Origin of the sequence: Sporomusa acidovorans (assembly GCF_900101845.1) — a bacterium.
Classification (GTDB): Bacteria; Bacillota; Negativicutes; order Sporomusales; family Sporomusaceae; genus Sporomusa; species Sporomusa acidovorans.
Window position 1 is genome coordinate 211,028 of sequence record NZ_FNAM01000002.1, and the last position, 12,919, is coordinate 223,946.

Genomic DNA, 12,919 nt, shown 5'->3' on the forward strand with positions numbered 1-12,919 from the left:
TAGGGTTTTTGAGAAAAATAAGGCAAAAGCCTGCAAATCCTATGCAAGATTTGCAGGCTTCTTTCTATCCTTGTTTATTACGCATCGTCAAATTTATCTGGAGAATATTAATCCATTTCCACATAATCATCGATCGCCCCGCCGGGGGCAATCATCGGCGTCACCAAATCCTCGGTGGCAATATTAGCCACGATCATCCCCGGACCCGGTCTCTGCCAGGCTGTCGCAAAGGCTTCGCTAAACTCAGCCGGACTATTGGTTACGGTTGCCGGAATGGCAAAAGCACCGGCAAAGGCTTTAAAATCCATTGGCACTGGCAACAGTGAGTTCACATACCGTTTATCATAAAAGCAATGCTGCAATTGCCGCACCATACCCAGGCTGTAATTATTAATAACAATAGAAATAATAGGTAGTTTTTCGACTGCCACGGTGTAGAGTTCACACCCTGTCATCTTCAGTCCGCCATCGCCCACAATGTGAATAACGCGATTAGCCGGTACGGCCAACTGCGCGCCCAGAGCCGCCGGCATCCCAAACCCCATGGCGCCAAGGCCGCCGGCTGTCAGAAAACTGCGCGGACATTTAGCCTCCAAATACTGGGCAGCCCACATTTGATGCTGGCCGACATCGGTGACATAAATAACGTCCCGCCCTGCCGTCTGCCGGTTGAGCTCCTGCATAACCCAGGGAGCTGAAAGTGTTTCTGTTGAAACAGTTGCCGCATACTCTTGCCGCCACTCTTTAATTGTTGCCCACCATGCGGACAAATCTCCCGGGGTTACGGAGTCTGAGAGTTCTTGCAGAATCCTATTCATTTCCCCTACCAACGGCACGGCGGCATCGACATTTTTATGCACCTCGGCCGGATCAATATCGATATGAATAATGGTCTTGCCGGCGGCGTAACTGGCACGGTCACCTGTCACCCTGTCATTAAACCGGCTGCCGGTTACAATCAGCACATCGGCCTCACGGACAGCCTGATTAGCAAGCTTAAGGCCATGCAAGCCCGTCATGCCTAATAGGTTCTTGTGTCCTCCGGGGAAAGCGCCGATGCCCATCAGCGTCGTGGCAACAGGCAAATTGCTTTTTTCAACAAACGCAGACAGCGCACCCCCGGCATTGGCGCTGATGCAGCCGCCGCCGGCAAGCAGCACCGGTCTTTTGGCCGCACTAACAGCCGCGGCTGCTTTGGCGATCAAGGCCGGTAAATCCGGCGACTGTCTGACAAGGGCTGCATGAGAATAATTTGCTTCTATTCCCGCAAAATCGCGCTTTGTGGACTGAACATCGCGGGGTACATCCACAAGCACCGGACCCGGCCGCCCGGAACGCGCAATAGCAAAGGCGCGACGCATAATCGCCGGCAGCTTTGTTATATCTTTGACTAAAAAGTTGTGTTTGGTAACCGGCATGGTTATGCCGGTAATATCAATCTCCTGGAAAGCATCCCGGCCGATTAAATTGGTCTGAACCTGCCCGGTGATTGCCACAACCGGTACGGAGTCCATAAATGCATTGGCTAAACCGGTAACCAGATTGGTAGCTCCCGGACCTGCGGTCGCAATACATACCCCCACTTTGCCGCTTGCTCTGGCGTAACCGTCGGCTGCATGGGCAGCGCCTTGCTCATGCACAGTCAGCACATGATGTATGGGCGAGTCATAGAGTGCATCAAAAAGCGGCAAATTTGTGCCGCCAGGATAACCAAATACGGTATCTACGCCCTCTTTAACAAGAATAGCCACGATAGCCTGCGCACCTGTCATGAGCATAGCTGGTCACCTCACTTTAAGCGGGCAATGACTTGTTGCCCCATTTCTTCGGTCGTAACCCTGGTAAAACCGGGCTGATAAATATCTGCGGTACGGTACCCATCGGCCAGCACCTGTTCCACTGCATCCTCAATCATGTCGGCGACTTGATTACTTCCGAGCGAATAGCGGAACATCATGGCGGCGGACAGAATCGTTCCCAGCGGATTAGCCAACCCTTTGCCGGCAATATCCGGCGCCGAACCGTGAATGGGTTCATACAACCCGGTACCGTCACCTAAACTGGCCGACGGCAATAGGCCAATAGAACCTGACAAGACGGCAGCCTCGTCACTCAAAATGTCGCCAAACAGATTACCGGTAACAATGACATCAAAACTACCCGGGTTAAGCACCAACTGCATGGCACAGTTATCGACATACATGTGGCTTATTTCTACCTGGGAAAAATCCGCTGCCACTTCATTGGCCACTTTCCGCCACAAACGGGAAGTAGCCAGCACGTTAGCCTTGTCGACCGACACAACTCTGCCTTTGCGCCCCGCCGCAGCCTGACAGGCCAGACGGACAATCCGTTCTATTTCCGGGCGGCTGTACATTTCATTGTCACAGGCCTGCTCAATCCCGTTAACGACTGCTGCTTCCCGGCGGGTTCCGTAATAAATGCCCCCATTCAGTTCACGCACAATCAGAATATCGACTGTTTTCACAATTTCGGGCTTTAACGGCGATTGTCCGGCAAGTGCGGAAAAAACCTTGACAGGTCGTAAATTGGCATAGAGGCCCAGCGATTTGCGCAAACCCAGTATGGCTTTTTCTGCCCTAAGTTCCGGCGCAACCTGATCCCATTTCGGTCCGCCGACAGCGCCTAACAAGACACCGTCCGCCTGCCGGCACGCTTCTATTGTATCTTCAGGCAGCGGTACGCCGCAGGCGTCAATGGCCGCCCCGCCGGCCTGTTTATTTTCATAGGTAAATGCTACCCGGCATTTTTCCGCCGCTGCCTGTGACACCCGCAAGGCCTCGGCTGTGATCTCGGTGCCGATCCCGTCACCGGGAATTATGACAATATGTTTACTACTCATGTTCTTCTCCCCCTGACTTAAGCCGTCTCACTTTACGCTTTCTTTTTTGCCAGCAATTGCTGCGTATAGGGTACCAGACCGCCAGCCTGGGCGATATCCTGAATAAATCCCGGCAGCGCAGGTATGGCAAATTTTTCGCCAGTCGCCAGATTCTCGGCTTCCCCGGCAGCCAAATCAACAGCCAAGGTATCCCCGGCTTTGATGTTATTATCGCCTTCTCCCAACTCAATCAGCGGCAAGCCGATATTAATCGCATTGCGGTAAAAAATACGGGCAAAACTTTCCGCCACCACGCAGGCGACACCGGCCGCCTTTAATGCCCCCGGCGCATGCTCTCTGGACGAGCCGCAACCAAAATTCTTACCGGCCACAATAATATCACCGGCCTCAACCCGGCCGGCAAACGTCGGATCAATGTCTTCCATGGCATGAGCGGCCAATTCTTTCATATTCGCTGTATTTAGATACCGGGCGGGAATAATGACATCGGTATCGACATTATCGCCGTAGCGCCACACTTTTCCGGTAAATCTCATTGTACTACCTCCTCAGGACCGGCAATCCGCCCTAATACGGCACTGGCTGCCGCCACCGCCGGACCGGCAAGATAAACCTCACTGTCAACATGACCCATTCTACCGCGGAAATTGCGATTGGTGGTCGCCACCGCCCGCTCGCCTTTGGCCATAATGCCCATATGTCCGCCCAGACACGGGCCGCAGGTCGGTGTGCTGACAACAGCCCCGGCTTTGACAAAAATCTCTACATATCCTAATTTTATAGCTTCCAGATATACGGTCTGACTGCCGGGAATAATGATAGCCCGTACATCCGGGTGGATTTTCCTGCCGTCAAAAATAGCGGCCGCCTGCGCTAAATCCTCAATCCGGCCGTTTGTACAGGAGCCAATTATCACTTGCTGAATCGGCGTAGGCGCAATCTCACTCACCGGCCGCACATTCTCCGGCAAATGCGGCAGCGCCACTACCGGTGTAAGTTCGTCTAAGTTAATGGCGACCGTTCTTACATACTCGGCAGCCGGGTCAGCGGCTACCGGCGTATAGACCCGCTTAACCCGCCCGGTCAAGTATTGTTCCGTAATGCCGTCAATCGGGAAAATACCGTTTTTGCCCCCGGCTTCAATAGCCATGTTGGCAATGGTCAGCCGGTCGGTCATCGTTAGCGAGGCTACGCCCGGCCCGGAAAATTCAAGGGACTGGTAACGCGCCCCGTCAACACCAATCATGCCGATAAGTTTTAATATGACGTCTTTACCCGATACCCATTTAGCGAGCTTGCCGGTTAGCTCCACTTTAATGCTGGCCGGAACCTTAAACCAGGTTTCACCGGTGGCCATCGCGCAGGCCATATCGGTCGAGCCGACGCCGGTGGCAAATGCGCCGACCGCGCCATAAGTACAGGTATGAGAGTCGGCACCGATAATAACCTCGCCGGGAGCGACAAGCCCCTGTTCGGGCAGCAATACATGCTCAATGCCCATGCGGCCGACTTCAAAATAATGAGTAATATTTTGCTTCTTGGCAAACTCCCGGACCGTTTTCGCCATCTCCGCCGATTTAATGTCCTTATTCGGCGTGAAGTGGTCGGGAACCAACACAATTTTATCTTTATCAAAAACCTTGTCGCTGATTTGTTCAAATTCTTTAATCGCCGGCGGCGCCGTAATATCATTGCCCAGCACCAAATCCAGTTTGGCCTTAATCAACTGGCCAGGGTGAACTTCGCTCAATCCCGCATGGGCGGCAAAAATTTTTTCTGTCATCGTCATCGGTCTAGCCATGATCATTACCTCCCTGCTGCCTGCTCCACTGCGGGGAACCCGCAAACAGCCAGCATCTTGTTAATCGCACTCACATATGCTTTAGCGCTTGCTTCAATTACATCGATGGACAAGCCGCGGCCACTAAAGGTGTGATCGTCCCGTTCAATCCAGACCGTTGCTTCTCCCAGTGCATCCTCACCGGCAGTGACGGCTTTAAGCTGATAATCTTTAAGGCCAATCGGAAATCCCACTGCCTGTTCGACAGCCTTGATGACAGCGTCCACCGGACCATTGCCGCAACTGGCGGCTTCCGACAGGCCGGCACTGGTTCTTAGCTGCACAGAGGCTGTGGCCAATGTCTGGTTGCCACTTGCCACATGATGATAAGCAAGCGTATACCACTCCGGTCTTACCGCAGCTTTTTCCGCAACTAGCGCCTCAATGTCTTTATCAAATACCATTTTTTTCCTGTCTGCCAGTTCCTTGAATTTCGCGAACAGGGTATTAATCGTATCCGTGTCAATTTCATACCCCAAATGTTTAAGACGTTCTTCAAAAGCATGGCGTCCGGAATGTTTCCCGAGCACGATTGCATTGCGGCTGATACCAACCGCTTCGGGGCTCATAATCTCATAAGTCAGCGGATTATTGAGCACCCCATGCTGATGAATACCTGATTCATGAGCAAACGCATTGTCGCCCACGACAGCCTTGTTAGGCGGTACGGCAATACCTGTCAGCGTGCTGACAAGGCGGGAAGTCCGGTAGATCTGCTGTGTATTGATAGCAGTGCAGGCCTGGTAATACTCACGGCGGGTTTGCAAGGCCATAACCAATTCTTCCATAGCCGCATTGCCGGCCCGTTCTCCCAGTCCGTTGATCGTACATTCCACCTGGCTGGCTCCCGCAGCGATGGCGGCCAGCGAGTTGGCTACTGCCATGCCTAAGTCATCATGGCAGTGTACGCTGATGACGGCTTCCTCAATATTAGGCACATGCTCGCGGATGTAGGTGATCAGCGCGCCAAATTCGACAGGCGTGGTATAACCCACCGTATCGGGAATATTAATTACATTGGCACCGGCGGCAATAGCTTTTTCATATACCTGACAGAGAAAATCCCAATCAGAACGGGAAGCGTCCTCTGCCGAAAATTCAACATCGGCTACCAGGCTTTTAGCATAACTTACTGCCTTTTCCACACGGTTTAGCAACTCCGCCCGGGTCATTTTCAATTTGTGTTCAAGATGAATATCACTGGTGGCAATAAATGTATGAATTCGTGGTTTTTCCGCCTTTTTTATCGCCTTATAGGCTGCTTCAATGTCCCTTTCATTGGCACGGGCAAGTGCCGCAATCGTAGGGCCTTTTACCTTAGCGGCAATTTGACTTACAGCCTCAAAATCGCCGGGCGAGGCAACCGGAAACCCGGCCTCAATGACATCAACTTTTAGCTTTGCGAGCGCTAAAGCAATTTCCACCTTTTCTTCTGTTTGCAGGCTTACTCCCGGCGTTTGCTCGCCATCACGGAGGGTAGTGTCAAATATTTGAATTTTTCGAGCTTCCATGCCATTACCTCGCTTTCATTTTAGTGTATACGAGTCAGGGCAAATTCCCTGACTCGTATTTTTGTTTAACTCTTTTGAAAAACTTTTCCTGACAACCGGCCGTTATTTTTTCAGCCAGGACATCATGCCGCGCAATTCCTTACCGACAACTTCAATTTTATGATTGGCTTCCTGACGGCGTTTGGCATTGAACATTGCCCGGTTTGCCTGATTTTCCAGAATCCATTTACGGGCAAAGGTGCCGTCTTGAATCTCGGACAGCACTTTTTTCATTTCGGCACGGGTTTCTTGAGTGATAATCCGCGTTCCGGTTACATAATCACCGTATTCAGCGGTATCACTTATTGAGTAGCGCATCCGCGCCATGCCGCCTTCATGCATAAGATCAACGATGAGTTTCATTTCATGCAAACACTCAAAGTAGGCAATTTCGGGTTCATAACCGGCTTCTACCAACGTATCAAAACCCGCTTTAATTAGCTCGGTTACACCACCGCACAATACGGCTTGTTCCCCAAAGAGGTCGGATTCGGTTTCATCCCTGAATGTAGTTGTCAACACGCCGGCCCGTGCGCCGCCAATCCCTTTGGCATAGGCCAGTGCCAGATCCTGCGCATTGCCGGAAAAATCCTGATATACAGCCATAAGACAGGGTACGCCCTGGCCTTCGGTAAATACCCGTCGTACCAAATGCCCCGGTCCCTTTGGCGCCACCATAAATACATCGACATTGGCAGGCGGCACAATTTGACTGAAATGAATATTAAAGCCATGCGCAAAAGCCAGTGCCGAACCCGCTTTGAGGTTAGGCGCTATCTCCTCGGCATACGTTTTGGCTTGTTTTTCATCAGGAATAAGAACCATGGTAATGTCGGCGCTCTTGACCGCCTGGGCAACATCGGTAACCGTTAAGCCGTCTTCCCGGGCCTTGGCTGCCGATTTACTGCCTTCATAAAGACCAACAATAACTTTTATGCCACTTTCTTTCAAGTTCAGCGCATGAGCATGCCCCTGGCTGCCATAACCGATAATCGCAACCGTTTTTCCCTGCATCAGTTCCCAACGTGCATCTTGCTCATAATACATTTTGCTCATAGTTTTCTCTCTCCTCATATTGATATATTGTATTTTCACCCCGCTCCAGCGCTACAAGGCCGGTTTGGATGGTTTCCAAAAGTCCATAGGGTACCAGTAATTCGGTCAGGGCAGTCATCTTGCTTTCTTCCCCGGTTACCTCCAGCGTAATGGTGCTGCTGGAAATATCGACGACATTTGCCCGGAATACTTCGGCTAATTTAAGGATTTCAGAACGATTGTCGCCAGCCTTTACTTTTAAAAGGGCCATTCCCCTTAACACCGAATGATCAAGCGGCAGGATTTGCACAGCTACCACTTCCACCAGTTTCTCGATTTGCTTTTTGACTTGGTCAATAAATGCCTGATTGCCCCGAACAGCTACTGTAATCCTGGAAAACTCCGGATCCTGGGTAACCCCCACTGTCAAACTATCAATGTTAAACCCTCTGCGGGAAAACATCCCAGCCACACGCACCAACACTCCAGGTTGATTGTGGACTAGTACCGAAAGAACATTGGACTGCACAATTTCCACCTCCATTTTATTCTCCTTTGCGCGTAAGTTTGGGCATGCGCCTAAAAATAAAAAGCGCCCCTATGGACAAACGTAGTATCTGTCCATAGGGGCGCTCTATATGCGCGGTACCACCCTACTTTGGGCTCATTCAGTCATGAACTTTGCCATGACTTACCGCATAACGACCGGCACCGCCACTGTCTAGTGCATATTGCTAACCATAATACACAGTTCAACAGTAGAATTCCTGGGCGAGTAGAGCTGTATCACCGCACCGGTTCTCACCAACCACCGGCTCTCTGGGCAGGATAGACAAGCCTTGCTCCCAATCATCACTTTCTCAGTTATTCGATTAACGGTATAAAAATACTCTGCCAAAAAGTTTCTTTTTTTTAAAAAAAGTAAGAAACTTTCCGCAGAGCCTTTTCTACTCACGGTGTAGTACAGGTTCTCCCCTGTACTCTGCGTCGCTTGGCCCAGACCTGGACAACCAGCGGAACCCTAGACGCACTTCCTTACGCAAGATGTAATTTTGTATACATTATGCCAAGACTACTGTATTTTGTCAAGAGGTTTTTTAGGATGATCTTAAATATTTGATACAGAGATAAATGGCTTTACATAATAAAGGCCTGCGGATAATTCCGCAGGTCTTGGCAGTCTAATATTTTTTACCATCCAATCACCTATTACCAATAAAAGTTTGGTACTTTGCCGGACTGTTCCTCGTACGGCTCAGAACTTTGGCTTTCACCGCGAATCAGGCGTTCGGCCAAAGACAAGTTGTCAACCTTTAGCACAACGCGGGCATGCCCGTCCGCAGTAGTTGCAAAGGCATATACATATTCAATGTTTACGCCTGCGGAACTCAATTTGCTGACATGTTCAAACAAACTCCCCGGATGATCGGACAATACAATACTGACAACCGGCGTAACCTTTACGGTAAAGCCGGCGCCACGCAGTATATGCTGCACCTTCTCGGGCTCATTAACAATAAGTCGCAATATACCAAAGTCAGCCGTATCGGCGACAGACATAGCCCGAATATTAATTTCATGAGTATTAAGAACCCCTAATACTTCAGCCAACTTGCCAGGCTGGTTTTCAATAAACACTGACAATTGATGAATAATCATGCTGTTCCTCCTTTTTATTGTCTCTCATAAGCTCCCCTTTATAACTGCCGTCTATCAATAACCCGTTTGGCTTTGCCTTCACTGCGTTCGATTGTTTTAGGACCGACAAGGCGTACTGTCGCTGAAACACTAAGTACACTGGCCAATTCGCTTTTTATTTTAGCCTCCAGTTCTTCGAGGCCACGCACTTCATCGCTAAACATTTCGTCAGTCAATTCGACAAGGACTGTCAGGACATCCAGATTGTCCTTACGGTCAACAATGAGCTGATAATGGGGCGAAGTGCTGCCAATACCAAGCAGCACACTTTCCACCTGAGAAGGAAACACATTAACACCGCGAATAATCAGCATGTCGTCACTGCGACCCAAAACTTTGCTCATTCTTACCAAAGTCCGGCCGCAGGCACATTTTTCCCGATATAAGACGGAAAGATCCCGTGTCCGGTAGCGAATCATCGGCATGCCTTCTTTAGTCAGTGTCGTGAGGACTAATTCTCCTTTTTCGCCGTCAGGCAGCACTTCCCCTGTCACCGGGTTGATAATTTCCGGATAAAAATGGTCTTCACTGATATGCAGGCCATTTTGTTCCAAACATTCAATCGCCACACCCGGCCCAATAATTTCACTTAATCCATAGATATCCACAGCTTTTATGCCAAGTTGGGCCTCGATCTCCTGGCGCATCCGCTCCGTCCAGGGCTCAGCACCGAAGATCCCGGTCCTCAGCTTGGTTTCCCGGGGGTCAACCCCCATTTCCCGCATCGTCTCGGCAATATAGAGCGCGTAAGAGGGCGTGCAAGCCAGGGCCGTGGTGCCGAAGTCTTTCATTAACATAATCTGTCTGGCAGTTTTGCCGCTGGATATGGGAATGACGGAAGCGCCTAACAGTTCTGCACCATAATGAATTCCCAGACCGCCGGTAAATAAACCATAGCCGTAAGCTACCTGAATACAGGACTGCCTGCTGAGGCCTGCCGCAACCAATGCACGGGCGGCTACTTCCGACCAAATGCCAATATCCCGTTTGGTGTAGCCGACAACAGTAGGTCTGCCGGTCGTACCGCTGGAGGCATGTACCCGCACAATTTCCGACATGGGTACAGCAAACAGACCGTAAGGATAGTTGTCACGCATATCCTGCTTAGTGACAAAGGGCAATTTCTTTATGTCGTCTAAAGTGACAATATCCTCCGGCAAAAGACCCATTTCCTGCATTTTGGAACGATAAAAGGGCTGCTGCCGGTATAATCTGGCGACAATTTCCTTAAGCCGCCCTGTCTGGAGACTGATCCTCTCCCCACGATCCATTGTTTCCGCCGGTTTGTTCCAGTATGTGTTCATGTCTTACTCCCCTTTCCCAAATAAAAAAAAGCCCGCAAAAAGTCCTTGGAGGAACTTCCCGCTAGGGTTTTTTATACCCACGGTGTGACCCGGATGGGCCTTGCGCCGCTCGGTCCAGACACAGCACTATCTGCCGGAACCCTAGGCGCACTTCCGCTTGCTTATGTATAAACTCTGCAGTTTTGTATACAGTATATCGTGGATTATCTTACCAGCATGTACGGCCAAAGTCAAGCAATATTTGTCCCACTATGTTAAAATAACATTTTATGGTATGATAAGATTACAGATTAATCTTTACGAGGTGAACTATGAAAACGATTGCACTTATTGCGCATGACCGCAAGAAAGAGGAAATGCTTAACTTTGTCCTGGAAAACAAAGAGCAATTGGCACACTATGAACTAATCGCCACAGCAACTACGGGAAAAATCATTAAAGAGAACGCCGGTCTCAGTGTCACCACTTTTTTATCCGGCCCACTTGGCGGCGATCAGCAAATTGGCTCCCGTGTCGCCTGCCAAAAGGTTGACATTGTCATCTTTTTACGCGACCCCTTGACCGCCCAGCCCCATGAACCGGATATTACCGCCCTCCTTAGAATTTGCGATGTGCACAATATCCCGGTAGCCACCAACGCCTCAACCGCAAGATTAGTATTACAGGCTGTAGCTAAAAAAGAATAGTCCATGTTTTTCAGGACCTCCGCTCACGGCGACCAGCCTAAGCGGAGGTCTTTTATTGCTTTGGCAAATATATATTGTTTACATAATTATTGCGTTATGATATTATGTAAAGGTATTGTAACGATCATGAACAGCGAAGGAGGGCGTATATGAAACGCTATACCCGTGAGATTACTTTAGTCCTGCTCGTTGCCGTTTTTACAACGCTCTTTATGCCGGCGGCACCTGCTCAGGCATTCTCACTTTCAGATCTTACCGGAACTTCCAGTCAAAACAGCGGCGGCTCCAGCAGCTTACTCAATATTTTGCTGGCACTTTTACTGGGCAAAGTACTCGGTACGTCAAATAACAGTTCTACCGACATGTCCCCGGCATTGGGATCCGGCACCGGCTCAAAAACGGTTGACAATACCGGGACAAAAGGAGCCCAACTGATCCAAACCGCCCAAAAATATATGGGAGTGCCCTATGTTTGGGGCGGCGATACGCCGGATGGCTGGGACTGCTCCGGTTATACCCAATATGTCATGAAGGAAAATGGAATCACCATTCCCCGGACAGCTGCCGAACAGTATAATACCGGAACGCCTGTGAATAAAAGCGATCTAAAGATCGGTGACTTAGTATTTTTCACAACCTATAAGCCAGGGGCCTCCCATGTTGGCTTTTACATGGGCGACGGCAACTTTATTCATGCCAGCTCAGCTGCCAAACAAGTAACCATTAATTCACTCTCTGAAACGTATTATGACGAACATTATATCGGCGCCCGTCGCTATATACAATAAGAATTAAAATCCGGCTGTCCTTAAGCCGGTGTCGATACCACAACAAGGAGCCATCCCGAAGCGGACGGCTCTTTGTTATTCTATAGTTTGTACCGACGGATTAAGCGCGAAAAACTGTTGTACGATTTCCTGAATATCGGCCGGCAGCCCCAATTGGTTAAAATTATTTAATACGGCCGTCTTCAGTGCCTGTAAATCCCCCGGACTTACAACAATGGTATTAGTAGTCGGTATTGCCGTTCCGTTATCAACAATAACCACTGTGCTTGTCGGGTCCATAAGCGCAGGTAGATTGTTATAAATAAATGTTACCAGCACATCTTGAAAATCCGGCTTAATTGCCGCAAACACCTCCCTTGTTTTTTCTCATTATATGCGATTAAGGAAAGAGAAAGTAATAATTGTCACCAGAAAGTACGCGGCATAAAGCGTTCCAGTGCCCAGACAGGATTTCCCATGCAGTCTAATTTTCCGATCTTTTGGGCAATTTCCGCTACGGCAGAAGTAGCGATCACCGGTACACCAAGGCGTCTAGCAGCCTCAGTCACCCCTTCGGCTCCGCGCTGCACCAATTCCACAGTGGTTTCTTCCGCCATGTGTGTATTATTAAGTACAGTATCCACCCTTCCCAGGGTTTCGACATACTCTAAAATATTGTCCACGGTAGAGGTAAACGGACGCGACATATTAAGTACTGCAATAATTTTCAGATAAGGATTCTCAAACGCACCCTCGATTAAATTAAAAATCTTAGCCCCATGTACACCATAGCCGACATCCATGATAATATTGCCTTGGCGCCGGAGCACCCAGCGCATGGACGCTTTTATTACATTACCGGCCTCGCCTAAACCGGTCGTATCCCGCGTTTCCCAGGCTACTACATCAATTCCCAGATTCTCCAGTTCCCGTTTGATCGGTCGCAACGTGTAGCACGGTTCAACCGTGTCCAGGTCAACAATGGTTACCGCTAAACCCTGCCTTTGTAAATAAACGGCCCGGTTAACGGCATTTTCACTCTTACCACTGGCATATTCGCCGACATAAGCTTCAATAATGGGAGGTGTTTGTTCTGCTGCTCTTATGGTTTCCAAGCGTTACACTCCTTGTTGTGCTGTGTCTGTTCATTTTAAAAAAGACTTGGCTTTATGCCAA

13 protein-coding genes and 1 other annotated feature are annotated in these 12,919 nt (G+C 49.7%); of the genes, 2 read left to right on the forward strand and 11 right to left on the reverse strand.

Annotated elements, in window-relative coordinates:
- Positions 1-107 precede the first annotated feature (107 nt).
- The 9 genes from ilvB to BLR65_RS03245 all read right to left on the reverse strand — a co-directional run bounded on the left by ilvB (position 108) and on the right by BLR65_RS03245 (position 10,290).
- A complete protein-coding gene (gene ilvB, locus BLR65_RS03205) occupies positions 108-1,772 on the reverse strand; it encodes a biosynthetic-type acetolactate synthase large subunit (RefSeq protein ID WP_169716820.1) in 1,665 nt (554 codons plus the stop codon).
- A gap of 17 nt (positions 1,773-1,789) precedes the next feature.
- On the reverse strand, positions 1,790-2,863 hold the full coding sequence (leuB, locus tag BLR65_RS03210) for a 3-isopropylmalate dehydrogenase (protein WP_093792418.1): 1,074 nt from the start codon (positions 2,861-2,863) through the stop codon (positions 1,790-1,792).
- Positions 2,864-2,895: 32 nt separating this feature from the next.
- Positions 2,896-3,399 (reverse strand): 3-isopropylmalate dehydratase small subunit, encoded by a 504-nt coding sequence (locus tag BLR65_RS03215; RefSeq protein ID WP_093792420.1) that lies wholly within the window; start codon positions 3,397-3,399, stop codon positions 2,896-2,898.
- Positions 3,396-4,664 carry a 3-isopropylmalate dehydratase large subunit gene (gene leuC, locus BLR65_RS03220; protein WP_245692343.1) on the reverse strand — a complete coding sequence of 423 codons (1,269 nt, stop codon included), beginning with the start codon at positions 4,662-4,664 and terminating at the stop codon, positions 3,396-3,398. Before leuC ends, BLR65_RS03215 begins: the two co-directional genes overlap by 4 nt.
- A 5-nt stretch (positions 4,665-4,669) precedes the next feature.
- Positions 4,670-6,214: a 2-isopropylmalate synthase gene (locus BLR65_RS03225; RefSeq protein ID WP_093792422.1), complete on the reverse strand. Its 1,545-nt coding sequence runs from the start codon at positions 6,212-6,214 to the stop codon at positions 4,670-4,672.
- Positions 6,215-6,316: 102 nt separating this feature from the next.
- On the reverse strand, positions 6,317-7,309 hold the full coding sequence (gene ilvC, locus BLR65_RS03230) for a ketol-acid reductoisomerase (protein WP_093792424.1): 993 nt from the start codon (positions 7,307-7,309) through the stop codon (positions 6,317-6,319).
- Positions 7,290-7,832: an acetolactate synthase small subunit gene (gene ilvN / locus BLR65_RS03235; RefSeq protein WP_093792426.1), complete on the reverse strand. Its 543-nt coding sequence runs from the start codon at positions 7,830-7,832 to the stop codon at positions 7,290-7,292. Before ilvN ends, ilvC begins: the two co-directional genes overlap by 20 nt.
- A gap of 78 nt (positions 7,833-7,910) precedes the next feature.
- Positions 7,911-8,150 (reverse strand) — a binding site (T-box leader).
- A 347-nt stretch (positions 8,151-8,497) separates the two neighbouring features.
- On the reverse strand, positions 8,498-8,947 hold the full coding sequence (locus BLR65_RS03240) for an ACT domain-containing protein (protein WP_093792428.1): 450 nt from the start codon (positions 8,945-8,947) through the stop codon (positions 8,498-8,500).
- 38 nt (positions 8,948-8,985) lie between these two features.
- Positions 8,986-10,290 (reverse strand): phenylacetate--CoA ligase family protein, encoded by a 1,305-nt coding sequence (locus BLR65_RS03245; RefSeq protein WP_093792430.1) that lies wholly within the window; start codon positions 10,288-10,290, stop codon positions 8,986-8,988.
- Between the two features lie 311 nt (positions 10,291-10,601).
- Between BLR65_RS03245 and BLR65_RS03250 the strand changes: the two genes are divergently transcribed.
- Positions 10,602-10,976 carry a methylglyoxal synthase gene (locus BLR65_RS03250; RefSeq protein WP_093792432.1) on the forward strand — a complete coding sequence of 125 codons (375 nt, stop codon included), beginning with the start codon at positions 10,602-10,604 and terminating at the stop codon, positions 10,974-10,976.
- Between the two features lie 149 nt (positions 10,977-11,125).
- On the forward strand, positions 11,126-11,764 hold the full coding sequence (locus BLR65_RS03255; RefSeq protein ID WP_093792434.1) for a C40 family peptidase: 639 nt from the start codon (positions 11,126-11,128) through the stop codon (positions 11,762-11,764).
- A gap of 75 nt (positions 11,765-11,839) precedes the next feature.
- Here the strand turns inward: BLR65_RS03255 and BLR65_RS03260 are convergent, their stop codons facing one another.
- Positions 11,840-12,082: a hypothetical protein gene (locus BLR65_RS03260; protein WP_176772670.1), complete on the reverse strand. Its 243-nt coding sequence runs from the start codon at positions 12,080-12,082 to the stop codon at positions 11,840-11,842.
- Between the two features lie 86 nt (positions 12,083-12,168).
- Positions 12,169-12,858, reverse strand: coding sequence for a P-loop NTPase family protein (locus tag BLR65_RS03265; RefSeq protein WP_245692347.1), 690 nt, complete (start codon positions 12,856-12,858; stop codon positions 12,169-12,171).
- Positions 12,859-12,919 lie beyond the last annotated feature (61 nt).